We start from the raw sequence: 25,303 nt of genomic DNA, 5'->3' as shown, positions 1-25,303 counted from the left end.
CATGGATTGGATTAATATGAAAATAGGTAAAAGGGCGCAAGTGCAAGCCTGGTTTTCTGCCACTGTTGAAGGGATTGTAAATAAGTGGCGAGGCAGAAAAGCAGCTATACATAGACGTGAGCAAGTGATTCGGCAGGGCCGTGGCATAGAGTTTAAAAAGCTGGGGCATGGTTATTGGGGAACCGTCAGTCAGTATATACCTGACGGGGAAGGGCGAATTAACATTGTTAAAAAAATTGCTAAAAAAAACTACTCTGATCAGGAAGTAAAGATTCTGGAAACGTTGAGTGGCTCTGATCACTGTGTTTCCATAGAAGAGCAGTGGAGTGATGATAAATATCATTATATAGCCATGGAGGATGCTGGTCTCGATATCGGTCGTTTGGTATACCGAAAAAATGGACGCGTTGGAGTTTACAAAAGAATGAACCATCTGGTCCGTATTTTTAAACGGAATGAGGGCTTTAAGGGAATCAATGAGATAAATGATGAGAGACTCTTATTTAAGAGTGTTATCTTTCAGAGCCTGGAAGGCTTGAGGTATATGCATGAGAAAAAAATTGTACACAGGGATATAAAGCCTTCAAATATAATGATTACCTACACCGGGCAGGTCAGAGTCGGCGATTTCGGTTGTGCAGTGGGAGTTGATGAAGCAACTCGCTTTAACGGTGATTTACGATATCAGCCTCCGGAAACATCCAGGCTCAGAAAAGGCAGCTATACAGAAAAAAGTGACATCTGGATGCTGGGTGCAACGATGACTGAAATGATATTGGGGAAGAGTGTCATCATGGGTTTTTTCAGGTTTGGTCCCAGGAATGTCACAGAGATTTTCGCGAGAATTGATAAGGCTTCAGCCTCAGAACGCATTTCAAAAGACACCGCAATGTTGCTCAAATCAATGCTGGCGGCCAATCCGGACGACAGGCCATCAGCTAATGAATTGCTTCTTAAAGACTACTTCCAGAAAGACCTGGAGAAGTTGAATCAGCTTCAAAAAGGATGGAAGGGCAGGGTTGGCGATTACCCTGATTTTAAGTTTAATGCTCATGAATGATAGCATTGAGTGGAGTATGGGTGATAGGCAATATGCATCACCCTTACCTTGTTTACTTTGATTTACCACCTTTCTTTTGGAAAAACTCAGGGTATCTACTCTTCAGTATGTCAACTATTTTATTCCTTGCCACTTGATTTACTTCGGGGGGTAGCCGGTCTTCCATTGTGGCCTCAGGATTATCTTTGCAATAATCTGTTTTGGCGTCTTGAATCATTTCTTTGATATAAAAGCCCAGTTTTCCCTGTGAAGATAATTCGCCCAGTTTGGAGATGACATTGATCATCCGATTCTCTGTCACATATTCGATAAAACCGGGGAAAGAATAATTATCTGTTTTTCTATCTGATTTATTTGGTTTAGCAATCTTGAGATTAAACTTGCCTATTCGATCACCTTTTTTCTCTATTTCCAGATATTGTTCTGCCCTTTTTTTCAATAAAAACGGACGGCTACCTCCTTTTATTAAAAAATCACAAGGCTGAATAACAATGCCTTCAATAAAGTCATGGACGGTCGGTGGTGCTGCAGCTGCAGCTTGTGAGGCAGGGGCTTCCGTGTTCGTGCTGGCGCGGGTAACTATGTTTTCCGGATCAAATGCCAACGCTTCCGTAAACGACAAATCGGAACGCAGAAGCGGCACAGGTTCTAATAAGTCAAATTCCATGTCTTTCATAAAGCCAAGAAATCGCTGGTGTGTTTGTGGTTTGCCATCCATTTCAATAATGAAGGGTGAAAATTTTTTCTCACCATAACTAATCCGTCGATTGATGTCTGAGCCAAAATACTCTCCTCTTAATGTGAGTGACTCACATCCTATAGCCTTGAGTGCAGACTGAATTTTTTTAAAGTCACCCAGATATTTTTTAAACGTCATAGGGGCATCGAAGAAAGGTTTTTCCGCCCTGACCTCTTGGTTTCTTGAAAAATACCGAATGCTATCAGCGCTGATCATAACGTTGAAGTTAGCACCATCCAGCTTTTCTGAAACGACATACAGGGCTTCGCTCAACCCGGGTTCACGTGCGAATATTTCATCGATGTATGATTGGTTTTTGCAGTCTTCTATGGATGGAAAAGGTTTAAACTCCGCTTTTATCTCTCTTTTTTCCAGATCCTTAGCATTGATGTCAGAGCCTTCAGGAAAGCCGCCGGGCTCGTTTGCTGCCAAATAGCCGTTGCCGACAGAAGATAGTGCAACCGGTTTAACCGCTAAACCGGAAAATTGGGCGGTAAGCTCTGCACAGGACTTACCTGCGTCATCCTGATTGGTGGACGAAGCAGAGACTGGCGGAGTATTTGCTGATAATGTTGATTGTATCTGGTGCTCCACAGGTTCGCTCCTGTAATTATTAAAGGCTCTATTTTGATTACGAACTGCTCTACAGTGAAAACTGACTGTAGGTCACGAAAAACAAGGATTGGGCAACATTACCGGACAATATGCTGACAACCTTTGTAGATAAAGGGCTTCAGCAATGTTCAACCCAGTAGCAGTCTGAAATCCTACAAGAGCCTTATTAAATTACCTTTCATTTGTTATTGAGACGCAGCCCGGAAGCTACGTAACCCAAGGTAGAGTAGCAGGTTGTTGGCAACCATCCAGTAAGGAGTGATTGATAATGAATGCTTGACTTCACAGATATGCTTGAATCATTTGCTTATTCAAACCAACTATTCTGCCACAGCAGGGTAGCCTCTCGACGAGAAGTGCCGTCCTGTGAAATTGCATTTAACCTGCAAATAATCCCGGCAGGATTGTTCGCGAATCAGCGCTCGTGTTATCTTCTCAGGTTAAACTACTGTGTTTATAGTCAGGGATTTCAGGGAGCCGAATGGCAGAGTCGGTCAGTAAAAAGAGTCATCAGTCGGATGAGAGCCCTTGGCTCGATGAGGGGCATCAGCCAGGCAAGAGCCTTCAGTCAGACAAAGACCCTCAGCCCATGAAAGGGCTGTCAGAAGAGTCTGCTTCCACACGACGGCGCAAACATTCAAACCAGGGCGCAGCAGTGACAGACATTCTCGCATCACGAGTGCGTGAAGGCATTATGTTTGGTTGGTTGGTACTGGCCGCTTTTCTGGCGTTGGCGCTGGCCAGTTACACCAAGGTTGATCCCGGCTGGTCTCATGTTGGCTCGGTTAAAGATATTGCCAACAGTGCTGGCAGAATCGGGGCATGGTCTGCCGATTTGCTGCTGACTCTGTTTGGGTTTCTGGCCTGGATGGTGCCGGTTATTCTGGTGGTCAAGGCGATTAAGGTTTTTCGCTGCCGACATGAACCGAACGAATGGAACGCCTGGTTGCTGTTGATTCGCAGTGTGGGCGTTATTCTGACCATTGCTTCCGGCGCAGCTCTGGCTTCACTTCACTATCATGCGTTAAGTGAGCTGTTTCCCTCGTCCAGCGGCGGTATTATTGGCGAGTTGCTGATTCAGCAGTTCCTGCCAGCTTTCAATGTGACAGGCAGTACACTGCTGCTGATGGCTTTGTTTCTTCTGGGCATGACGTTTTATACCGATCTTTCCTGGTTTCGTCTGATGGATAGTGTCGGCTATTGGAGTCTCCGTCTTGCCGTGTACTGCAAAGAGCAGTTGATCGCGCTTTATTTTGTGTTGAAAAAGAAGTTAGAAGCCAGAAAGCAAAAGCAGCCTGAGAAAAGTAATGTACCGCCGGTTAATAAGCAGGAACCTGCGTTAAAGCCTCAGGAGACGCATGCGCCTCCCGCTTCACTACTGGTGGCAGAGAAGACAGTCGATAGGCCCGAGGCTCCGGTCATCATTCCTCCTCCAGCGAGGGAAAAGCCGTTTCCACAGGTTGAAAATACGCTGCGTGGAAGTTTACCAACTGCTTCGTTGCTCGATGACGCCCGACACTCCGGTAAGGCCATGAGTCAAGAGTCATTGGACGAAATGTCCCGGTTGCTGGAACTGAAGTTGAAAGACTTCAACGTTGATGTCGAGGTCGTTGCCGTTCATCCCGGGCCGGTCATTACCCGTTTTGAGATTCAACCGGCACCCGGCACCAAGGCCAGTAAAATTACCAATCTGGCCAGTGACCTGGCACGGTCTCTGGCCGTGGTCAGTGTTCGGGTGGTGGAGGTGATTCCCGGAAAGTCGGTGATGGGTATTGAGATTCCGAATGATGACCGTCAAACCGTTTTCTTCAGCGAAATTATCTCGTCCAGAGCGTTTGATGAAGCACAATCTTCGATCAGCCTTGCGCTGGGGCATGATATTTCCGGTCAGCCCGTGATTGTTGATCTGGCCAAAATGCCCCACCTTCTGGTTGCCGGTACCACGGGCTCTGGTAAGTCTGTTGGTATCAATGCCATGATTTTGTCCATGCTGTTTAAGTCCAGCCCGGAAGATGTGCGATTGATCATGATTGACCCGAAAATGCTGGAGTTGTCGATCTATGATGGTATTCCGCATCTTCTGGCACCGGTAGTGACGGACATGAAAGAAGCGGCCAACGCCCTGCGCTGGTGTGTTGCGGAAATGGAACGTCGTTACAGGCTGATGGCGCACATGGGCGTACGCAACATTGCCGGTTATAACCGGAAGGTGAGAGATGCCATGGAAAAGGGTGAGCCGTTGTATGATCCCTTTTATCAGCCCGTTTCTTCAGAACCTTTTATCTCTGAAGACAAGCCACCAGAGTTAGAGACACTGCCCTTTATCGTTGTCGTCGTTGATGAATTTGCCGACATGATGATGATTGTCGGTAAAAAGGTTGAAGAACTGATTGCCCGTATTGCACAAAAGGCCCGGGCAGCCGGTATTCATCTGATTCTGGCCACACAGCGTCCATCGGTGGATGTTATTACCGGTCTGATTAAGGCCAATGTTCCCACACGCATCAGTTTTCAGGTATCCAGTAAAATTGACTCCCGAACCATTATCGACCAGGGAGGGGCTGAACAGTTACTGGGTCATGGCGACATGCTCTATCTGCCCCCGGGGACCAGTGTTCCTGTTCGTATTCATGGGGCTTTTGTTGCTGATGATGAAGTACACCGGGTGGTTGCAGACTGGCAGCAGCGCGGTGCTCCAGATTTTGTGGAAGAGATTCTCAATGGTATCAGCGAAAGTTCTGAAGGCAGTGCCTTCTCTGGCGGACTGGATAACAGTGAACAGGACCCGCTTTATGATGAAGCCGTTGCCTTTGTCACCGAGTCACGCAGGGCGTCCATTTCTTCGGTGCAGAGACAGCTGAAAGTGGGGTATAACCGGGCTGCTCGAATGATTGAAGCCATGGAGGCGGCAGGTGTCGTCAGCCCGGCATTGAGTAACGGCAATCGTGATGTCATCGCTCCACCACCGCCCAGGCATTAATTATCCGGATAAGTTCATTTATATGATCAAGACAACGCGGTTATTTACTGTTTTACCTATGGTTTTTGCTATGAGTATGCCGACCTGGTCTGCTCAACACAAACCAGTTCAATCCCCCTTGCTGGCCGGGGCTGAAAGCACTACCCCTGCCAATATGAAACATGACATGAACGCCGTTGGTGAGCTGGCTAAAAAGCTGCAGGCCATGAATACGGTCAGTGCCAATTTCTCTCAAAGTACGATTGATAAAAGTGGTCGGCCCAAAGTTGAGAAAGGGAGTATGCAACTGAAGCGGCCCAACCAGTTCCGCTGGAATATCACTTCACCGTTTAATCAGGAGATCATTGCCAAAGGTGGCAAACTCTGGATGCTTGACCCTGACTTTAAGCAGGTGGTGATTAAAAAGCAGAACAATCAGTCAGGACCGACTGCCGTCCAGCTGCTCAGCGGTGATGCCAGTGAGTTTCTGACAGAGTACGCTGTGACTCGCATGAACTATGGCCCTGAGGTGGTTTATACCTTGCGACCTCATAAAGCATCGGATCTTTTTGAAATGCTGGAAATCCATTTTTCCAGAAATGAGATCTCGGCCATCAGTATTGTGGACTCTCTTGGTGGTAAGCGACGAGTTGACTTTACCCAGGTGGATCTCAATCAACCGGTAGATGGTAAGTTGTTTGAACCGGACGTGAAGACATTAGAGAAGGCCGGTTTTGATATTATTGATGAGAGTGGGGTATGACCACACTCTTTGATGCCCCCGCTTCTGCGCGCTATGAACCCCTGGCGGCGAGAATGCGCCCGGGTAGACTCGATGACTACCTGGGGCAGGAACATATTCTTGCCAGGGGAAAACCGCTACGGGAAGCTCTGGAGCAGGGCATGCTCCATTCCATGATTTTCTGGGGCCCCCCGGGTGTCGGCAAGACAACATTGGCCAGACTCATTGCTACGAAAACCGATGCCCATTTCGAAACTCTTTCTGCCGTGCTCTCCGGTGTTAAAGATATTCGCGAAGCGGTGGCAAGGGCAAAGGATGAGCAGCGGTTTTATCAGCGAAAAACCGTACTGTTTGTTGATGAGGTTCATCGTTTTAACAAATCCCAGCAGGATGCTTTCCTCCCTCATATAGAAGATGGCACCGTTATATTTATCGGGGCCACCACAGAAAACCCATCATTTGAACTGAATAATGCATTGCTCTCCAGGGCCAGGGTCTATGTGCTGAAGTCGCTTGGGGAGGAGGCGCTTGGTCAACTGGTGGACCAAGCGTTAACCAATCAAGAAAGAGGGCTGGGCGGTAAGGGCATTCGGCTTGAGCAGAATGCCAGGGAGATTCTGATTCGCTATTCTGACGGGGATGGTCGTAAGGCCCTTAATACGCTTGAGGTTGCGTCTGACCTGGCTGAGAACGGCATTATCACTTCGGGTGCTGTTCAGGCCATTCTTGCTGATACAGGTCGTCGTTTTGATAAAGGCGGTGACGCGTTTTACGACACTATTTCAGCGTTTCACAAGTCTGTGCGGGGCTCTGATCCGAATGCGGCACTTTACTGGGCCGCTCGAATTGTTGACGGGGGAGGGGATCCGCTCTACGTGATTCGGCGGCTGGTGGCCATTGCCAGTGAGGATATTGGCAATGCCGATCCAAGAGCCCTGGAGATCACCATTAATGCCTGGCAGGCATTTGAGCGGCTGGGTGCTCCGGAAGGGCTTTTGGCCCTGGCCCAGGCAACGGTCTACTGCGCCAGCGCACCGAAAAGTAATGCGGTATACAAAGCTTGGAAAGCGGCATTGGCTGACGTTAAAAACAGCCCGTCCTATGAGGTACCTCATCATCTGCGCAACGCACCTACCCAATTAATGGGAAGTCTTGGCTATGGCAATGGTTATCGCTATGCTCATGATGAACCTAATGGCTATGCCGCAGGGGAGCGTTACTTTCCTGACGAGATGGATGTTCCGGACTATTACCAACCGAATGATCGGGGACTGGAGATTAAGATTAAAGAAAAGTTGGCCTGGCTCAGGCGTCTTGATGAAGATAGCACACAAAAACGGTAGCCTTATATCATATTATCCAATCATATTTCTTGGGCGTCTAAAAAAGATAACCTCCTGAATTGAAAAAAAGGACTATTCTATGTTGACAAATACTTCGATAACAGAAACCGGGTTAGATAGAACTATTCAACTATCAATAGATTCCGAATCAAATCAGCAAGCGACCTTTAATGATTTACCTGTCATAATAATCCAAAAAATCGCTTCTAAATTACCTTTGCCCGACGTTATACGATTAAAACATGCATGTAGACATGCATATCATTCCATTAACGAATACGACATTAATAAAGCAAAAACAAGATACACAGTTGAATTCAAAAATATGGAGAATATTGAATTCGAAAATCCAATACTTTATACAAAAGGTATGCAGCTATTTCATTGGAATAATGGAGTATTGGATATTGAAAAGAATACGCTTCCAAATATCAAAAAAATTTCCCATAGATTTGATTTAAATGAGTTCTCACTTCCCGGGTATGAGATTTCTAAACACAAAAGCAGCGGCTTGAATGATCCACTCTCCATACATACTGGACAACTTGAAAACGATCTGTATTTTGTACTGACTCTTAACCCCAGGCTATCATCACATTTTGTAGAATACAGTCACGAGCATCAGATGATTGGGTATGCTGGTGATAATAATCCAACATCCTATCCTGGTGAAAATAATCATGCTATGTACTGTGGAAGAACGTATGAAGGCGCAATCAAAACCTATGAGTTAGTATGTAAAAACTGTGACCTGGCAATTCACATAAGAGAATTGCTGGGATTTCAAAAAAAATACTATTGATTTTGATATAGTAAAAAAACATTTCATGACTATGATTTGCAAATTCAGTATCACTTGTCTGTAAGGATTCTCTGATGAAATACCCGTATATGCTGAACTACCTTTCTGTAGCAGCTGGGGGAGCCCTCGGGGCATTGGCACGTTCACTGATTTATGAGTGGTATGCAAAATCCGGAAATGAACAGTTGTTCCCGCTGCCGACGATAACGGTAAACATTATTGGGTCGTTGCTTATCGGGATTACCTGGTATTGTCTGGCAGAAAAAAGTCTGCTTCCTCCGGTCTGGAGGGATTTCACCACAGTAGGCTTTCTGGGAGCATTAACCACCTTTTCTACTTTTTCGCTGGATGTTTTCCGACTTTTTCAGTCCGACCGGTTGGTTGAAGCAATTGCCTATGTGTTGGTCAGCGTAATCTTATGCCTGGTTGGCACTTGGCTGGGTTACCAGGGTATTCGGGTGATCCTGAACGGCTAACTGCCATTACGTCCTGCTCACTATCTTTATCGAATGTCTCCGAGTCATGGTGTATGATCAGCAAGTTATCTATGACAAAAATCGTACACGTATGAAGTGGCTTGTCAGGATAAAAAAACCGTCGTCCAATCAGTTAATTTGGTAGGAATATGCTAGACCCCAAAATCGTTCGCAGCACTCCTGAGGCTGTGGCGGAACAGCTGTTAAAGAAGCACTATAAACTGGATGTTCAGCGTCTGGTTTCTCTGGAAGAGCGTCGCAAGTCGCTTCAGGTTAAAACTGAGCAGCTGCAGAGCGAACGTAAGTCGGGTTCCAGGGACTTTGGCAAGATCAAGGCGCAGGGCGGTGATGTTTCGGCACTTAAAGAGCGCATGGATCAGGTCAATGCCGAGCTTAAGGAGAATGAGCGGGCTCTGGCAGAATTACAGGATCAACTGAACAACATGCTGCTGGAAGTGCCTAACCTTCCAGATAGCTCCGTACCAGAAGGTAAAGACGAGAACGATAACGTTCTGGTTCGTACCTGGGGTGAACCACGGAAGTTCGAGTTTGACGTCAAAGACCACGTTGATCTGGGCGGAGTGCTGGGCCTGGATTTCGAAGCGGCCGCTCATATTTCGGGCTCCCGGTTTGCCATGCTGCGTGGTAAGATTGCCCGCCTGCACCGTGCGCTGGCTCAATTTATGCTGGATGTTCAGACCACTGAGCACGGCTATGAAGAAGTCATTACTCCGCTGCTGGTTCATGATAAAGCGCTTTACGGCACTGGCCAGTTGCCAAAATTTGGTGAAGATCTGTTCAAGACGGCCTGTGATGATGACACCGGAACTGATCAGAAGCAGTTTTTCCTGATTCCTACCGCGGAAGTAACCCTGACTAATCTGGTGCGTGAGCAGATTGTTGAAGCAGATCAACTGCCAATCCGTCTGACGGCGCATACTTCATGTTTCCGCAGTGAAGCGGGCAGTTATGGCCGTGATACCCGGGGTCTGATTCGGCAGCATCAGTTTGAAAAAGTTGAAATGGTACAGATCGTCCATCCTGAGAAATCCTACGATGCCCTGGAAGAGATGACCGGACACGCAGAAGCCATTCTACAAAAATTGGGTCTGCCTTATCGCGTAGTTGCACTGTGTGGTGGTGATATGGGCTTTGGCGCCGCCAAGACCTATGATCTTGAAGTCTGGCTGCCAGCACAGAATCAGTACCGTGAAATTTCCTCCGTGAGTAACTGTGTTGATTTCCAGGCACGACGCATGATGGCGCGTTTCCGCAATGAATCAGGCAAGCCGGAGCTGGTTCATACACTGAATGGTTCAGGCCTTGCAGTGGGTCGTACTCTGGTGGCTGTGCTGGAGAACTGCCAGGATGAAGAAGGCCGGATCCATATACCATTGGTGCTCCAGCCTTATATGGGCGGATTGAAGATTATAGAGTAATCTTCATGGTAAGTAGGGCTTCCATACAGGAAGCTCTACTTATTCTTATCTAGTTCTCGTCCAAAAACACAACCAATTGAAAACTGTAGATTTTATCCTGAAAAATTAAGTGGAGCCCTACTGCTATCTGGCGACTAAACTTCCCAAGAGCAAGAAACATAAGGGATTGCCAAAAACAGAGGACTCCAAATGCGCAAAAAACGCAACCCGCAGTGTAGTATGGAACTCCATTACGTACCTCATGAAATCTGCTCCCAGCTTTCCGGTATCTCGCAATGGCTTGACGCCCATCCACAGTTCAATGACTGGATTTATGAGGACTTAAGTTCTGGTGATAAACAGAACACTGGGCGGAACGGACTATCAGCAGAATCCGTTCTTCGTGCGGCACTCCTGAAACAGTATTTGAATTGTGATTATGACTACTTGTCGTTTGTTTTGATGGACTCCATGCTCTTTCGAGACTTTTGTCGCCTCGAACCAAACCAGCGCCCCAGTCGCTCCAGTTTGCATGGGCTCATCAGCCTTCTTACTGCATCTACATGGGAACGGATTAATAACTGTCAGCTAATGACCGCTAAAGATCAGGGTATTGAAAAAGGGCGCACTGTGGCTATTGACAGCACAGTCACCGAATCGGATATCAAACCTCCTTGCGACAGTGATCTTTTAGCCAGTTCCGTTAAAGAAATTTGTCGGCTGCTGGAACGGGGACAAACACTGACAGCGACACCGCTTTATGAATATACCCATCACAACCGAGCCGTAAAAGATGCGGCCAGAAAATGCATCTACGCTGGCAAAGAAGAGCGGCATCAGCATTATAAAAAACTGCTGCAGTTGACCCGAAAATCCCGGAAGGTACTTATCGAAGCTACTGTCACGCTAGCAAACGCCCGTCAGCAGGGGCAGTGTCTCCTGGCTGATGATGCCGACAAGTGGCAGGCAGATGTGGATCACCTGTTACCCCTGGTGGATGCAATAGTCTCCCAGACAGAGCGCAGGGTCTTTAAGGGTGAAAAGGTGCCAGCCCAGGAAAAAGTGGTTAGCCTGTATGAACCCCATACGGATATCATCGTAAAAGACAGGCGGCAAGTACAGTATGGCCATAAACTGAACCTGGTTCAGGGAAAAAGTCGATTGATCCTGGACCTGGTTATTGAGGAAGGTAACCCAGCGGATTCGGACCAATTCATTCCGATGATGGAAAGACAAAAAGAAATTTATGGTCGTGTACCTCGCCAGACAAGCGGTGACGGCGGATACGCGTGTCGCGCTAATTTGGAAAAAGCCAAGGCCATGGGAATCAGCGATGTAGCTTTTAATAAGAAGCGCGGACTTGAAGTCGAAGAGATGACTAAAAGTCAGTATGTGTATAAAACGCTCTTTCGCTTCCGGGCAGGTATTGAAGCGGGAATTTCGTGGCTAAAGAGATGTTTTGGGCTATCACGTTGCCACTGCAAGGGTTCTGAGCGTTTTGATTCTCATTGCTGGTTATCGGTGGTCTGTTACAACCTGGTGATTCTGGCCAGACACCCGGCACCATCCTGATAGCCACCTCCACGCTACATGAAAGTACCTTTCCAGCATGGTGGGAGGATGTTTTCTGCCTGCTTTTCGCGTTTTTCTCCAATATCCGTCCCAGATTAGAGAAAAAAAGGGAAGAGTTTTTGCGGCTCTCTGGAATTTCAGGAAATATCAAAACGCACGTACAATCTAATTATGATTGCCTGATGCGTTTTTGGACGAGAACTATCTAAGGTTTTTAAGCGTCGGCGTCTACAGCCAGATTTTTCAACCAGTATCTTGCCAGTACCCGGTAAAGCACCAGAATCGCTTTCGTCACTTCTTCCATCAGTGCACAGAGAAACACCAGATACAATGGCCAATGCCAGATATTCACTGCTGCCCAGGCCAGAGGAACACCCACACACCACATGCCAATCACATTGATGGCTACCGTAGCTTTCACATCACCGCCACTGCGCAAAATTCCAATAATTCCCGTCAAATTGATGACCCGGATACAGAGGGCAAAACCGGCAATGATGAGCACTTCACTGGCCATTTTTAAGGTGTCACCTTGAAATTTGCCGAACATTTTAACGATCGGCTCATTGAAGATCAGGGTAATAAAACCAATCAGCAGGGCAATTGCCGGGGCGGCCAGCATGAAATAGCGACTCTGTTTCCAGGCAAGCTCAAATTCTCCGGCACCGAGCTCTTTGCCAAGGATAATCGAGGTAGCGATAGCGAACCCGATAAACAGGGAAATCAGAACGCCTTCAACGGAAGAAATAGCGCTCATCACCGCCAGCTCAACAACCCCCATCTGGGCAAACATCAGATTGTAAAGAACCAGGCCAAAAGACCAGAGACCATCCTGAATCAGCATGGGGACACAAATACCAATATATTTAATCCAGTGTTGGCGATTGTTGCATTGCAACAGGTCAGCTTCAACTGGTATCAGGCCAGGACGAACAGCAAAGATGTAATAAACGAGTAAGGCAACCTGAATTAACCGTGAGATGGTTGTTCCCCAAGCCGATCCTGCCACTCCCAGCGCCGGAAAGCCAAAGTGGCCATAGATAAGCAGATAATTAAACAGCACATTCATAAGAATGGTGATAAAACCAATGCGAGTTGGGGTTTTTGCATCGTTATTGGTTCTCAGCAGTGCTTCCAGCGGGATGGTGATCGCCACGCAGAGGAAGGAGGGAGCCGTGATAATCAGATAACTGCTGCCCAGCGCTTTTAGCGTCTGGTCATTACTGACCAGCCCCATGATCTGTTCTGGAAAAAGCAGGTAGATAATGGCAAATGGTGTGGTGATAGCCAGTGCGGCAATAATGGTCTGAACCAGCGTCCTGCGCACGCCCTCCATATTTCGGGCACCAATATACTGCGCGGCCAGAATACTCATGCCACTGCCCAGGGCGGCAATCAGAATCAGATTAAAAAAGAAAATCCGGTTACCCATACCCACGGCGGCAACTTCTGTTTCCCCCAGCAGAGACACCATGAATATGTCAATTAACCCAAGCATTGAAAACATCATGGATTGCAGGGAAATTGGCAACGCCAGCTGCCAGAGATTGCGCAGGAAGTCCCTGTTTGGGGCTTTATTTTCAGTAGTTTGGCTGGTCATAAAGGAACTAACAACAGTAGAAAAAGCTTTATCGTCATGTTTGATATCAACTGTACTCTTTTAGTCGCATAAGATAGAAGTCGGAATTTTCCTTATTTTCGTTCTTTATATGCTTTTTATAACTTTAAAGAAGGCTCTTTTCGGGTTACAGACTGCTCTGCAATGAAAATTGGCCAAAGGCCTTGATATACAATGCCTTCAGGAAACTGCTGGCTAAATATTGCCAAGCCCTGCCACAGGAGGATTCCAGCCTGATTTATGAAATCAGCAGTCTGCAATACGAAAAGAGCCTTAAAGAATATATGATATAAAAACATTGTTGTCTTTGTTCTACCTTATGTTGGTAAACTCGTGGCATTCGAGGTTTGGCCATCTGCACTAACGGCCAGAACGGCATGAATTAACCGAAAAATAACGAGATGAACATGGACTATCTGCCATTATTTCTACAGGTACGTAATCAGCGCTGTCTGGTTGTGGGGGGGGTGAAATTGCCCTGCGTAAAATCAGGCTTCTCAAAGCTTCCGGTGCCGGTGTGCGAGTGGTGGCCAGAGAAATCTCTTCAGATATTCGTGAGTTTCTTGCCAGCAGTGATGACCAACTGTTGGAAAAAGTATTTGATAACCATGATCTGAACGATGTCTGTCTGGTCATTGCAGCAACCGATGATCAGGAGGTTAACCGGCAGGTGGCAATGTCGGCACAACAGCGACAGCTGTTCGTTAATGTGGTGGATGATGCGGATGTCGGAAATGCCGTAATGCCGGCTATTGTTGATCGCTCGCCAGTGGTGGTGGCTTTTTCTACCGGTGGAAAGGCTCCGGTGCTTGCCCGTCTCCTGAGACAGAAACTGGAAACTCTGTTGCCCCGGGGATATGGCCAGCTGGCTGCCCTGGCCGGCGAATGCCGTGATATGGTCAAGGCAAGGTTCAATCAGATCAATGACCGACGGTACTTCTGGGAGAACGTGTTGGCAGGTCCCGCTGCAGAAAAAGCACTGGCGGGTGATCTGCAGGGTGCCCGGAATTGGATTGAGCAGACTCTGGAAAACACAGCGGAGCAGAAGACCGGTGAAGTGTATCTGGTGGGTGGAGGGCCAGGTGATCCAGACCTGCTGACGTTTAAAGCGCTCCGGTTAATGCAGCAGGCTGATATTGTGCTTCACGATCGGCTGGTCTCTGAAGATGTTTTGGCACTTTGTCGTCGGGATGCAGATTATATCTATGTTGGTAAAAAGCGAGATAGACATGCGCGCCCCCAGGAAGAAATCAATGCACTGTTGGTCGAATTGGCCAAGGAGGGCAAGAGAGTTCTGCGCTTGAAGGGTGGTGACCCCTTTATTTTTGGGCGTGGTGGCGAGGAGATCGAAACACTGGCCAGTGAGGGTATACCTTTCCAGGTGGTGCCAGGTATCACTGCTGCTTCTGGCTGCGCCAGTTATGCCGGTATTCCCCTGACCCATCGGGATCACGCCCAGTCTGTTCGCTTTGTCACGGGGCACCTGAAAGGGGGCAGCTATGCGTTGAACTGGAATGAAATGCTGGATCCTGGTCAAACGCTGGTATTCTATATGGGATTGCTGGGGCTTTCCCGTATCTGCGAGGCGTTAATTGATCATGGGAGGGCTGAACAAACACCCATTGCCTTGATTCAACAGGGTACAACCCGGAACCAACGGGTTTTTACCGGAACGTTGGCTACGATTAATAAAATTATTGAGTCTGAAAAGGTAAAGGCTCCGACAATCATCATCATTGGCGATGTGGTTCGCCTGAGAGACAAATTAAGATGGTGTTAGCTGATTATTATTTTGGAATTTTGTATTGGACATGAAATACAGGTGCAGAGAAATCTCTGCAGTTTTCGTATGCTCGAGCTGAAGGTCTGATGATGTAATTGATTCCATCTATGGTTGTGAAGAACTTATAGTGGTTTTCATTGATGTCGTCCTGATTATGTCTTTTACCACTGTGACCTCGTAACTCACTGCTTATTACCGGATGATGCCTGGTGACATAACGGTTTATCGGCAGATATGACTTGACAGAATCGGGATTCACCTCGATAAAATCATGCTTGATATATTCAGGCTGTTCCTTGGCTGACTGTAACTGAGTTGGAGATGGTGCCATTTTATACTTACTGATTTCATCACGGCTAAAAGGCACATGTAGCTTTGTTAGCATAGTGTAATCATAAGGGGTGATTTTTCTGATTATTTCTGGTGATTTAATCAACGTATATCCATAGGGGGTATCTACTGCAGGCATGATATAAAGGCAGTTTTCTATATGGCATATGTCCTGATTTATGTCTTTTACTATTGCTTGCTTCAACGTTGGATAGTGTTGATTGAGAAATAAGGAAAATGGACTGTTATTTATTAGTGACAGGATGTTTACATCTCGTTTAATGGATATGGCCAGTATGGTGACAGGGCTTCCTTTATTATAACTCTGATGAAGGTAGCGACTGGCTGCAGCGATGCTTGGGGTACTGTATAAGCCAATACCATATACTTTGCGCTTTTGGTTAATGGTTTGGGGTTCAAAAAATCTCTCTTTCAGAATGGAGTTTCTACTGCGACCCATTTCATCATTTACGCAAGTGTATTTTCCTGCACGGAAAAAAATATTCGTATCCGCTGTTTTTGGGCAATTTTCATTTTGTATGAAATTTCTAATTGCCTTTTCTGTGGTGATATTGAATTCCGTAAATAAAGAAATTGTGCGTAAGTCCAGATTTATCTTTCTGGAAGCAAGATCATGAAACTGTTGAGGTAGATAATTGGATCTCACCTTAAATCGATCAGAAATAAAAGTGGATATATCTTCTTGGCTGAGACATTCAATTTCATGGCCTCTCAGGGTTTGGCATTCATCATCTAAAATATCGAGCAGCAAATTTACTCCCTGCTCAGTCGCCCCGGGATTAAGAAAAGATCGTATTTGTGACCGTATTATGCTGCGTTGCGACAAGTTGCTGCATAATTCAGTTTCACTGGTGTCCATGGGTTCATCTTTTATTGCAGGTACATTATCTCCCGGGTAAGGAAGAACATGGTGGCTGCCAAAATATGAACCTGGACTGTCGGTTCGGGTGGTTCCGGATGTAAGAGGGGTGGGCTCCGGGTTAGGATTAAAGGACAGAGGGTTCATTGCATTAAACTAATCTAAATGGGTTTTGGTATATTCCGTGCCGCTTAAGGAATATACCATGCGAATAAATTATTCGACGTTGATCTAACATGACAACGCTATTAATGGATCTGGATAAACAAACTGATAATTTAGTGCTTTCTTCAATTTATCACAATTCACCAGCCGGTAGGGCATGGGTTTATCAATAAAAATGGGGGGCTCAATGCCCATGATTTCACAGGACCGGGTGTAAAGCTGACGGCGGGTAGGGTGCTCATCCGCTGAGGCATTAAAGACTTCTCCATACAGGTTTTTGGCAATAATCTGCTCGATGATTTGCAGGCAGTCTTCACGGTGTATCATATTCACCGGGTCGTCAGCCCCGCCCAGCTCTTTGCCAGAAAAATAGCGGCCAGGTTGATATTCACCGCCAATAAGGCCAGAAAAACGAAGCACCGTGGTTTTCAGCTCGTCGTGTTGAGTGAACAGCTCTTCAATATCCAGCCATGCGGTATCAGAGAATGGGGACTCGATGCGAGCAGCATCTTCTTCGGTTACTTCAACATTATTTTGGGGGTAAACAGAAGTTGCACTGACCAGAATAATTTTTTTCACTCTGGACTGATCAATGTGTTTAAGCAGTGCTTTCATCTGGCGAAGGTAAAAGTGAGGTTGCCCATCGCCTTTTCCGGGTGGAATGTTGATGAAGAGAATATCGGTATCAAGAAACGACTCGATATCGCCCTCCGGTTCTGGTGACAGGCCGATCCTGTATGGCTCCATGCCAGCGGCAGAAATCGCTGCCATTTTTGCCTGTCGAGTGGTAGATCCTTTGACTGGATAGCCATCTTTCACCAGTCGATCGCCTAATGGCATGCCCAGCCAGCCACAACCCAGAATGCTGATGGTTTCTTTCATTATTGGTCTCTTGCTTGTCGAGGAAAAGGGCGATGAATTACAAATGCGAACTATTTTCGCTGATTGTTACCATAAATGAAACGGTTTTGAATAACCCAGTTATCCGGTAGGGATTCTCTGGAGCGTTCCAATGGCATAGAATAGCCGTGAAATTAATAGAGGAAGTGTTGCGTTGAACATTACATTTACTGAAGCCGCACAGAAGTATCTTGCCCAATTATTAGAAAAGCAAGGGGTTGAGGGGATTGGTGTACGCCTGTTTGTCAGTAATCCCGGCACACCTCATGCGGAAACCTGCCTTGCATACTGTAAGCCAGGGGAAGAGAAAGAGGGTGATCTGACGCTGGAGCTTGAGTATTTTAACTGCCATGTTGAAGGTTCCAGCGAACCTTTTCTTGAAGAAGCCATTGTTGATTTTGCTGAAGACAAGCTGGGTGGTCAGCTGACCATCAAGGCGCCTAACGCCAAGATGCCTAAAGTTAATCACGACAGTCCTTTGGATATGAAAATCAACTACTTCCTGCAGACAGAAGTAAACCCCGGGCTGGCTTCACACGGTGGTGTAGTATCACTGGTGGAACTGGATGATGGCATCGCTGTTCTTCAGTTTGGTGGTGGTTGTCAGGGGTGTGCTGCGGTCGACATGACCCTCAAGGATGGTGTTGAAAAAACGCTCATGGAGCGTATTCCAGAATTGAAGGGCGTGCGTGATGTGACCGACCACAGTAATACTGAGAATGCTTTTTACAAATAAAGCAGACCTTTTCGACGACGGGAGTGGCGTTCACTTCCTGACAGATGTTCTTTCTATTGATACCGTTGGATTCAGTTTCACCTTATGAAGTCTCCTCTTATTACCCGTGCCGGAAAAGAAACGCTTGAACAGGAGCTTCAGTATCTTTGGCAAGTCAAGCGGCCCGAGGTAACCCAGGCTGTTTCCGAGGCAGCTGCCCTCGGGGACCGGAGTGAGAATGCAGAATATAAAGAAGGGAAGCGACAGCTCCGTGAGATTGATCGCAGGATACGCTATCTCAGCAAGCGGCTGGAAATCCTGAAGGTGGTTGATTACTCGGCAGAACAGGAAGGAAAGGCATTTTTTGGTGCCTGGGTTGAGTTGGAGAGTGAAGAGGGTGAAATACTCCATTGCCGTATAGTGGGTGCTGATGAGATTGATACTAAAAACAAGCACATTACCATTGATTCACCAATGGCCAAGGCAATGATTGGGCGTCAGGTGGATGATGAAATCGTGGTAAATGCACCGAGTGGACGTAGAATCTGGTATATCAACAAAATACAGTATCAACCTTTTTCAGACGATGAATAGTCAAAGCTATGGTTTTTCAAGCTTTATTAATGGTATTTCTACCCTGTTTTGCGAAAGGGTAAAGATATCACTATAACTCTTGGGTATAATGGTGTATCTTTTTGCCCTTTTTGATATCCCAAACTCATTCAATCACCCAGTAGTCCAACGGAACTGTGAAGCGTTATAAACAGGCCATTTTATCCAATTTTTTTGTCACCGAAGACGGCAGTGCTGTACGCCATTTGGTGGAGGCAAATCTGGATATTGAGTCAAGAAGTGACCGTACGCTCTGTACCGAAGTCCTGAACAGTGATTGTCACTATGAGGTGCTGGTTAATGGCCACCTTTCCAGTGTCTGCATGATCTGTTCAGCCATTCTCGACCGCAGGATCAGCAATATGCCGGTCGAGCGTAAAGTCGTTTATGGTAAAAAGCAGGCTATGGATATCTATATTCCACCGGATAACCAGTTATCCCTTCCGGGCGTGATTGAGCCTGTTGCGGACGAAGAGCGTAAAATGATGGCTCTTATTGAAGAACAGCCCGAACAAATCGAACTGTTTATATGAGTAGGCATTGGTTCTACAGGGAGTGACTAACGGCGTCCTGGCAGAACATCTTTCAATTTATCCCTCATGCTGCGAAGCGTCTTCTCCGTCGTTTTCCAGTCAATACAGGCATCGGTAATTGAAACCCCGTACTGCAGGTCATCCAGGCTGTCAGGCATTTTCTGATTGCCCCAGCCAATATTGCTTTCCACCATCATACCGACAATTGATTTATTGCCTTCAATGATCTGGTTAGTGACATTCTCCATCACCAGTGGTTGCAGGGCAGGGTCTTTATTGGAGTTGGCATGAGAGCAATCAACCATGATGTTTGGCCTGATGCCTGCTTTTTTCAGTGCTTTCTCACACAGTGCCACACTTACCGAGTCATAGTTTGGCTTGCCATTGCCACCACGCAAAACAACATGGCCATAAGGGTTACCTTTGGTATGGGTAACGGCTACCTGTCCCTGACCATTCAGTCCGAGAAAACGGTGTGGGCTGGAAACGGACTGAAGGGCATTGATCGCCACTTCCAGTCCGCCATCGGTGCCATTTTTAAAGCCAACGGCAGAGGATAGGCCGCTGGCCATTTCGCGGTGAGTCTGTGACTCAGTCGTTCTTGCACCTATGGCAGACCAGGCAACCAGGTCCTGAAGATACTGTGGGGAGATTGGGTCGAGTGCTTCCGTAGCGGCAGGAATACCCATTTCGGCAACCTCCATCAACAGGCGGCGACCAATATGAAGACCTTCTTCAATTTTAAATGAGTCGTTTAAATGCGGATCGTTGATCAGGCCTTTCCAGCCAACCGTGGTTCTGGGCTTTTCAAAATAGACGCGCATCACCAGATACAATGTGTCATTCAGCTCTTCTCTGAGTGCTCTCAGCCGACGGGCATAATCTTTCGCGGCAGCAACATCATGGATTGAGCAGGGGCCTATTACCACAAACAGACGATGATCCGTGCTATCCAGAATGTCCCTGATCACTCCACGACTTTCAGAAACGGTTTTTGCTGCGACTTCCGTCAACGGAATCTCAGATTTGAGGCGCTCGGGGCTCAGCAGAATTTCCTGAGATTCAATATTGAGGTCTTCAATGGGTAAAACAGCCATCTGCACGATTCCGTATATAAAAAACTCGTTTAACATATCCTGATCAGTGGCGAGAGCTGATGCTGTAATTTCCACTGGTTTGATGAGGTTTTTTCACTTTATTCAAACTGACACAGGCCTGCAACCCTGGAAAAGTTTAAAAAAGGTATTTCAGGCCCAGTCCCAGCAGAATAATGGCCAATATGATGCGCATGAAAGTATCCGGCAGCTTCATACCGACACGGGTTCCCACATAGATTGCCGGAATAGAGCCCATCAACAGGCTACCTAACAGAATAAAGTCAACATTACCCAGCCAGATATGGCCAAAGCCTGCCAGTAACGTCAGTGGTACGGCATGAGCCAGATCGCTCCCCACTACCTTGACAGGTTTCAGCAGAGGATAGAGGAGAACAATGGCTGCAGTTCCCAGTGCTCCTGCCCCAACCGATGAAAGCGTGACCAGGACACCGAGGAAAATACCGGTCATAAATGTCAGAGGCGTCTGATACGCCTGTGGAATCATCGAGACACCGGAGCGCTGTCTTCTTTTCAAAAAAGGACCCATGAACAGCGACAGAGCAGTGAGGGTTAACATTATCCCAAGGCATAGTGTAAGGATCGGGCTATAATCAGCGCTTCTGTCAAAAAAAACCTTGAGTAGAACAATCGTCAGGGCTGTTGCAGGAAGACTGCCAGCACAGAGAATTTTGACCAGTGTCCAGTCAATACTTCTCTGACGGTGATGGACAATGACTCCGGTTGACTTGGTAATGGCTGCATACATCAGATCCGTGCCGATGGCGATATGGCTCGGGAAACCAAACATTAACAGCAGTGGTGTCATCAGCGAACCACCGCCAATACCTGTCAGGCCAACCGCAAATCCAACGCCGGCACCGGTGGCAATGTATGTTAGAAAATCCATAAGTATCCTGAAATTTATGGTCTAAAGTTATAAGTGGCCAAGGCGATGTTTGAAAATATTGACCAAAAATCGATGATTCGCTGGTAACTATATTGACTGGCTTGTATTCTGGAAAAGAATTTAATGTCATTTTTTTATACCTTATAGAACTAACGGATCCTGTCTCACTCTGTTCACTTTTGTCAGCACAACCTGCCTGACTGGAGGCCATCAATGAAGCTGCAACAACTGCGCTATATCTGGGAGGTCGCCCACCACGATCTCAACGTATCAGCTACTGCGCAGAGTCTATACACTTCTCAGCCCGGTATAAGTAAACAAATCCGGCTTTTGGAAGATGAACTTGGCGTTGAAGTTTTTGCCCGAAGCGGAAAGCATCTGACACGCATTACCCCGGCCGGTGAGAAAATCATTGATACTGCCGGTGAGATTCTGAGAAAGGTTGAGTCCATCAAGCAGGTTGCCCAGGAATTCAGTGATGAGCGCAAAGGAAGCCTTTCCATTGCGACGACTCACACTCAGGCTCGTTATGCTTTGCCAGGAATTATTCAGCAGTTTATTGATCAGTATCCCGATGTTGCTCTCCATATGCACCAGGGAACCCCCATTCAAATTGCCGAAATGGCGGCAGACGGTTCTGTTGACTTTGCTATCGCAACGGAAGCACTGGAGTTGTTCAACGACCTGGTGATGATGCCATGCTATCGCTGGAACCGCTGTGTATTGGTGCCCAAAGATCACCCGTTGACCCAGGTATCTGAATTGAGCCTGAAAGACATTGCCCGATATGCCATGGTAACTTATGTATTCGGCTTTACCGGTCGCTCCAAACTGGATGAAGCTTTTATGAATGAAGGGCTGTCGCCAAGGGTGGTGTTTACTGCGACAGATGCCGATGTGATCAAAACCTATGTGCGCTTGGGACTGGGTGTTGGAATCATTGCCAAAATGGCTTATGACCCTGAGCTTGACTCAGACCTGGTTCCGATGAGCGCAGATCACCTGTTTGAGCCAAGCATAACCAAGATCGGCTTTCGACGTGGTACGTTCCTGCGTGGATTTATGTACGATTTTATGGAAGAATTTGCCCCTCACCTGACCAAAGATGTGGTTCAGGAAGCTATACATCGCCATAACAAGGCGGAGGTTGATGAGCTTTTTTCACATGTTCAGCTGCCAAACCGGTAGTAATGTCTGAGCGGCTTGGTTCAAGCCGCCCTTTCCAGCACTTCCTTCACAAGCTTGAAATAAACGGTGTAAATTACCGGCTCGCTGCCTCCTTCTTCGACAATAAAAAAAGGTGCCTTATCTACCTGGTACATCTCTGCCAGTAATGTACCTGTACTGCCCGGATCATCATCAATAGCAGTGACAAATTGATCAATCCGATTAATATACCCTGAGCTTTCCAGTCTTTCCTGTACTTCCCGGCATTTTTTACAGAGATGGCCATCGGCCATTATCTTTTTAACCATGGTGATTTTCATCATCAATACTCCCAAGAGAATTGTTTTCATTGACCGAGGCTGCCATTGTAGCAACGGCTGTTTAGTCAATCATAGAATCAATACTTATATTTATAGGTTCCTATGCTATATTTTTGCCAAATCTGGCAGCCCGCAACACTGACTCCTTCGAGCCTGGCAAGGTCTTGAATAGTGGTGAATTCACCATGTTGGTTATTAAAAATAGGGTCTTTGCCCACAGGATAAAACAGTGCAGAACCATCTTACTCGAAATTTTGACTTTAATTTTTTTTCCCGGTTGTCACAGTCAACCATTAAGTCATGAAATCCCCTTGGCGGATTTGAATCAGGAAATGCAGTCTTCAGTTTCAGATGCAGGTTTTTATCCCGTTTACACTTGGTATCCCGCAACGCCTTCTGGTCATCGGCTCAGGATATATATTGAAGGTGATGGCAGGGGATGGCTTCGGTCGGGTCGAGCCTCATATGACCCAACACCATTAAATCGCCTTGTTCACCATCTTATGATGCACGATCTTTCCCCGGATATTGCTTATGTATCTCAGCCCTGCCAATACAAAATGGGTGCTGCCTGTAACAGAAATGTCTGGACGTTTGGGCGCTATAGCCAGAAAGTAGTTGACAGCATGAATGCGGTGGTGTCAGACATCAAGGCTAAGGGGGGATATAAGACACTGGAACTGGTTGGTTATTCTGGTGGTGGGACTGTTGCGCTGCTAATGGCCGCAACGAGGGACGATGTTATTTCCGTTCGTACCATTGCAGGAAACCTTGCCCCTCATTTTACCAATCAATTACACACTGCTTCAGCAATGCCGTTGGCGTTAAATCCTTCTGATTTTCGAGCAAAGCTGATGAGTGTACCCCAGATTCATTTTGTGGGGACTAATGATTCAGTTATACCCGAAACAGTCAGTCGTCATTATGCAAACACCATTGCAGACACTTCCTGTGTCACGATTAGCTCCATCGAAGCAGATCATCAAAAAGGGTGGATAAATTACTGGCCTCAACTACTTGCTGTCGAACCCCGGTGCAAAAGGTAGTTAATCAAATTGTTGATATGAACGGGTACCAGAACCTGCGGGCACTTTGTTAAGAAATTTGCTTTCCAGTGAATTCATCAGATTGGTCACTTTGGTAATGGATTCCTGGTATTCGTGTTCACAGTTTGAATCGGCAACAATCGCTCCTCCACCCCAGCAGTGCAGCTCACCATCTTTGGCCAGAATGGTTCGGATCGTAATACTGGTATCCATATTGCCATCACAGCTGATGTAGCCAATGGAGCCGCAGTAGATGGTGCGGGCCACCGGCTCCAGCTCCCTGATAATCTGCATGGATCGTATTTTCGGGGCACCGGTGATTGAGCCGCCGGGGAATGCACTTCTTAACAGGTCAAATGCATCATGATCCTCCAGAAGCTGACCCTCAACTGTACTGACCAGGTGATGAACATTGGCATAACTTTCCAGAGCAAATAACCGGGGAACAGAGATCGTACCTGTCTTACAGACCTTGCCCAGATCATTTCTCAGCAAGTCAACAATCATTAGATTTTCCGATTGATCCTTCTGGCTATTTTGCAACTCTTCAGCAATAGCACGGTCTTCTTCAGGGGAATGGCCTCTGGGGCGAGTGCCCTTGATCGGGTTGGTGGAAATATGGCCACTTTCCAGTCGTATAAACTGCTCTGGAGAGTGGCTGAGAATGGCCAGGTCGGGACGTGAAATAAACGCTGAGTAAGGTGCTTTGGTGATGGTTCTGAGTTTTTTATAGGCCTCCCACGAATTGCCGCTATAGGGGGCAGTAAAACGCTGGGTAAGATTAACCTCATAGCAATCTCCCGCCGTAATATAGTCCTGAATTTGCTGAAATGCCGTCTGGTACCCCTCACGGGTCTGTGTCGCGGTGAAGTTGTTGAGCAATTTGAATGACGGGCTGTCTGAGGGTTTAGCCATCTGATCAATAGTCGTCAGGATTAAATTTTTCCATGACTCTGATATGTCGGGATGAAACACCAGACAGGCCCGTCGTTCCTTGTGATCAGATATCAGTGCCCAGTGATAGCATCCGACGGACATAAGCGGTGTTGAAATATCACGATGGGCTATTCGACCTGACTCAAGGTATTCACACAGTTCATACCCCCAGAAACCAACCATACCGCCAACAAAAGGCAACCCCGCATTATCGACTTTGCTCATAGCATGCAGTCGATTCGATAAATGTGAAAAAGGCTCTGTTTCAGAAAGTGTTTTTATTTTTTGCTGAATGAGATCTTCAATAATCAGATCACCGCCTGAAGTGAAGGTAAAGTGTATTTCGGGGGCCGCAGTCATGATGTCATAACGGCTGAAATCGTCCTTATGAATTGCCCGGTTACCATCAAATGCCGAGCTATCCAGAAAACAGGGAAAAGGGAAATTAATAAACTGTTCAAAGTAGAGGCTGGTGTCGTCTTTATAGTCCAGTTCCAGGATCGTAAGAGTCTTCATAGAGGTGTCCGAACAAAACAGCTGGCATTTTAACCGGGGGCGGAGTGCAATG

The 25,303-nt window shown here is 46.8% G+C and carries 22 protein-coding genes; 14 read left to right on the top strand and 8 right to left on the bottom strand.

What is annotated here, in order from left to right; all coding sequences use genetic code 11:
* Position 1 precedes the first annotated feature (1 nt).
* Positions 2–1,060, top strand: coding sequence for a protein kinase (locus MJO57_RS16760; protein WP_305881887.1), 1,059 nt, complete (start codon positions 2–4; stop codon positions 1,058–1,060).
* Between the two features lie 52 nt (positions 1,061–1,112).
* Here the strand turns inward: MJO57_RS16760 and MJO57_RS16755 are convergent, their stop codons facing one another.
* On the bottom strand, positions 1,113–2,393 hold the full coding sequence (locus MJO57_RS16755; protein WP_252017386.1) for an RNA ligase family protein: 1,281 nt from the start codon (positions 2,391–2,393) through the stop codon (positions 1,113–1,115).
* Between the two features lie 502 nt (positions 2,394–2,895).
* Here MJO57_RS16755 and MJO57_RS16750 point away from each other — a divergent pair.
* The 7 genes from MJO57_RS16750 (at position 2,896) to MJO57_RS16720 (ending at position 11,726) form a co-directional block, all read left to right on the top strand.
* On the top strand, positions 2,896–5,394 hold the full coding sequence (locus MJO57_RS16750) for a DNA translocase FtsK (RefSeq protein WP_256491619.1): 2,499 nt from the start codon (positions 2,896–2,898) through the stop codon (positions 5,392–5,394).
* Positions 5,363–6,136, top strand: coding sequence for an outer membrane lipoprotein chaperone LolA (gene lolA / locus MJO57_RS16745; RefSeq protein ID WP_252027050.1), 774 nt, complete (start codon positions 5,363–5,365; stop codon positions 6,134–6,136). The genes MJO57_RS16750 and lolA overlap by 32 nt, the downstream gene beginning before the upstream one ends.
* Positions 6,133–7,458: a replication-associated recombination protein A gene (locus MJO57_RS16740; RefSeq protein WP_252017385.1), complete on the top strand. Its 1,326-nt coding sequence runs from the start codon at positions 6,133–6,135 to the stop codon at positions 7,456–7,458. The genes lolA and MJO57_RS16740 overlap by 4 nt, the downstream gene beginning before the upstream one ends.
* A gap of 79 nt (positions 7,459–7,537) precedes the next feature.
* Complete coding sequence (locus MJO57_RS16735) at positions 7,538–8,260, top strand: F-box protein (RefSeq protein WP_252017384.1); 723 nt, start codon at positions 7,538–7,540, stop codon at positions 8,258–8,260.
* 74 nt (positions 8,261–8,334) lie between these two features.
* Complete coding sequence (gene crcB, locus MJO57_RS16730; protein WP_252017383.1) at positions 8,335–8,736, top strand: fluoride efflux transporter CrcB; 402 nt, start codon at positions 8,335–8,337, stop codon at positions 8,734–8,736.
* 149 nt (positions 8,737–8,885) lie between these two features.
* On the top strand, positions 8,886–10,175 hold the full coding sequence (gene serS / locus MJO57_RS16725; protein ID WP_252017382.1) for a serine--tRNA ligase: 1,290 nt from the start codon (positions 8,886–8,888) through the stop codon (positions 10,173–10,175).
* 189 nt (positions 10,176–10,364) lie between these two features.
* Positions 10,365–11,726 (top strand): ISNCY family transposase, encoded by a 1,362-nt coding sequence (locus MJO57_RS16720; protein ID WP_252017318.1) that lies wholly within the window; start codon positions 10,365–10,367, stop codon positions 11,724–11,726.
* Between the two features lie 214 nt (positions 11,727–11,940).
* Here the strand turns inward: MJO57_RS16720 and MJO57_RS16715 are convergent, their stop codons facing one another.
* A complete protein-coding gene (locus MJO57_RS16715) occupies positions 11,941–13,326 on the bottom strand; it encodes an MATE family efflux transporter (protein ID WP_252017381.1) in 1,386 nt (461 codons plus the stop codon).
* 535 nt (positions 13,327–13,861) lie between these two features.
* On the opposite strand from MJO57_RS16715, the gene cysG reads away from it, so the two are divergent.
* On the top strand, positions 13,862–15,124 hold the full coding sequence (gene cysG, locus MJO57_RS16710; RefSeq protein ID WP_371924634.1) for a siroheme synthase CysG: 1,263 nt from the start codon (positions 13,862–13,864) through the stop codon (positions 15,122–15,124).
* Between the two features lie 7 nt (positions 15,125–15,131).
* On the opposite strand, the gene MJO57_RS16705 is transcribed toward cysG, so the two are convergent.
* Both MJO57_RS16705 and MJO57_RS16700 read right to left on the bottom strand, forming a co-directional pair.
* Positions 15,132–16,229, bottom strand: coding sequence for a hypothetical protein (locus tag MJO57_RS16705; protein ID WP_252017380.1), 1,098 nt, complete (start codon positions 16,227–16,229; stop codon positions 15,132–15,134).
* Between the two features lie 339 nt (positions 16,230–16,568).
* Complete coding sequence (locus MJO57_RS16700) at positions 16,569–17,273, bottom strand: hypothetical protein (RefSeq protein ID WP_252017379.1); 705 nt, start codon at positions 17,271–17,273, stop codon at positions 16,569–16,571.
* A gap of 283 nt (positions 17,274–17,556) precedes the next feature.
* On the opposite strand from MJO57_RS16700, the gene nfuA reads away from it, so the two are divergent.
* From nfuA to MJO57_RS16685, 3 genes are all read left to right on the top strand, one after another.
* Positions 17,557–18,138, top strand: coding sequence for a Fe-S biogenesis protein NfuA (gene nfuA, locus MJO57_RS16695; protein ID WP_252017378.1), 582 nt, complete (start codon positions 17,557–17,559; stop codon positions 18,136–18,138).
* A gap of 84 nt (positions 18,139–18,222) precedes the next feature.
* Complete coding sequence (gene greB / locus MJO57_RS16690) at positions 18,223–18,711, top strand: transcription elongation factor GreB (RefSeq protein WP_252017377.1); 489 nt, start codon at positions 18,223–18,225, stop codon at positions 18,709–18,711.
* 155 nt (positions 18,712–18,866) lie between these two features.
* Positions 18,867–19,262 (top strand): hypothetical protein, encoded by a 396-nt coding sequence (locus MJO57_RS16685; RefSeq protein ID WP_252017376.1) that lies wholly within the window; start codon positions 18,867–18,869, stop codon positions 19,260–19,262.
* Positions 19,263–19,288: 26 nt separating this feature from the next.
* Here the strand turns inward: MJO57_RS16685 and MJO57_RS16680 are convergent, their stop codons facing one another.
* Complete coding sequence (locus tag MJO57_RS16680; RefSeq protein WP_252017375.1) at positions 19,289–20,359, bottom strand: 3-deoxy-7-phosphoheptulonate synthase; 1,071 nt, start codon at positions 20,357–20,359, stop codon at positions 19,289–19,291.
* 136 nt (positions 20,360–20,495) lie between these two features.
* Complete coding sequence (locus tag MJO57_RS16675; RefSeq protein WP_252017374.1) at positions 20,496–21,266, bottom strand: sulfite exporter TauE/SafE family protein; 771 nt, start codon at positions 21,264–21,266, stop codon at positions 20,496–20,498.
* A 213-nt stretch (positions 21,267–21,479) separates the two neighbouring features.
* Here MJO57_RS16675 and cysB point away from each other — a divergent pair, with 213 nt between their 5' ends.
* Positions 21,480–22,454: an HTH-type transcriptional regulator CysB gene (gene cysB / locus MJO57_RS16670; protein ID WP_252017373.1), complete on the top strand. Its 975-nt coding sequence runs from the start codon at positions 21,480–21,482 to the stop codon at positions 22,452–22,454.
* A 20-nt stretch (positions 22,455–22,474) separates the two neighbouring features.
* On the opposite strand, the gene MJO57_RS16665 is transcribed toward cysB, so the two are convergent.
* Entirely contained in the window at positions 22,475–22,783 is a 309-nt protein-coding gene (locus MJO57_RS16665; RefSeq protein WP_252017372.1) for a hypothetical protein, read from the bottom strand.
* Between the two features lie 134 nt (positions 22,784–22,917).
* On the opposite strand from MJO57_RS16665, the gene MJO57_RS16660 reads away from it, so the two are divergent.
* Positions 22,918–23,799, top strand: coding sequence for an alpha/beta fold hydrolase (locus MJO57_RS16660; protein ID WP_252017371.1), 882 nt, complete (start codon positions 22,918–22,920; stop codon positions 23,797–23,799).
* On the opposite strand, the gene pabB is transcribed toward MJO57_RS16660, so the two are convergent.
* A complete protein-coding gene (pabB, locus tag MJO57_RS16655) occupies positions 23,800–25,251 on the bottom strand; it encodes an aminodeoxychorismate synthase component I (RefSeq protein WP_252017370.1) in 1,452 nt (483 codons plus the stop codon).
* Positions 25,252–25,303: the final 52 nt, after the last annotated feature.

The sequence above is a fragment of the Endozoicomonas sp. SCSIO W0465 genome, from assembly GCF_023716865.1.
Classification (GTDB): Bacteria; Pseudomonadota; Gammaproteobacteria; order Pseudomonadales; family Endozoicomonadaceae; genus Endozoicomonas.
The sequence above is the reverse complement of the archived record's forward strand: the minus strand, read 5'-3'. Positions and strand labels throughout refer to the sequence as shown.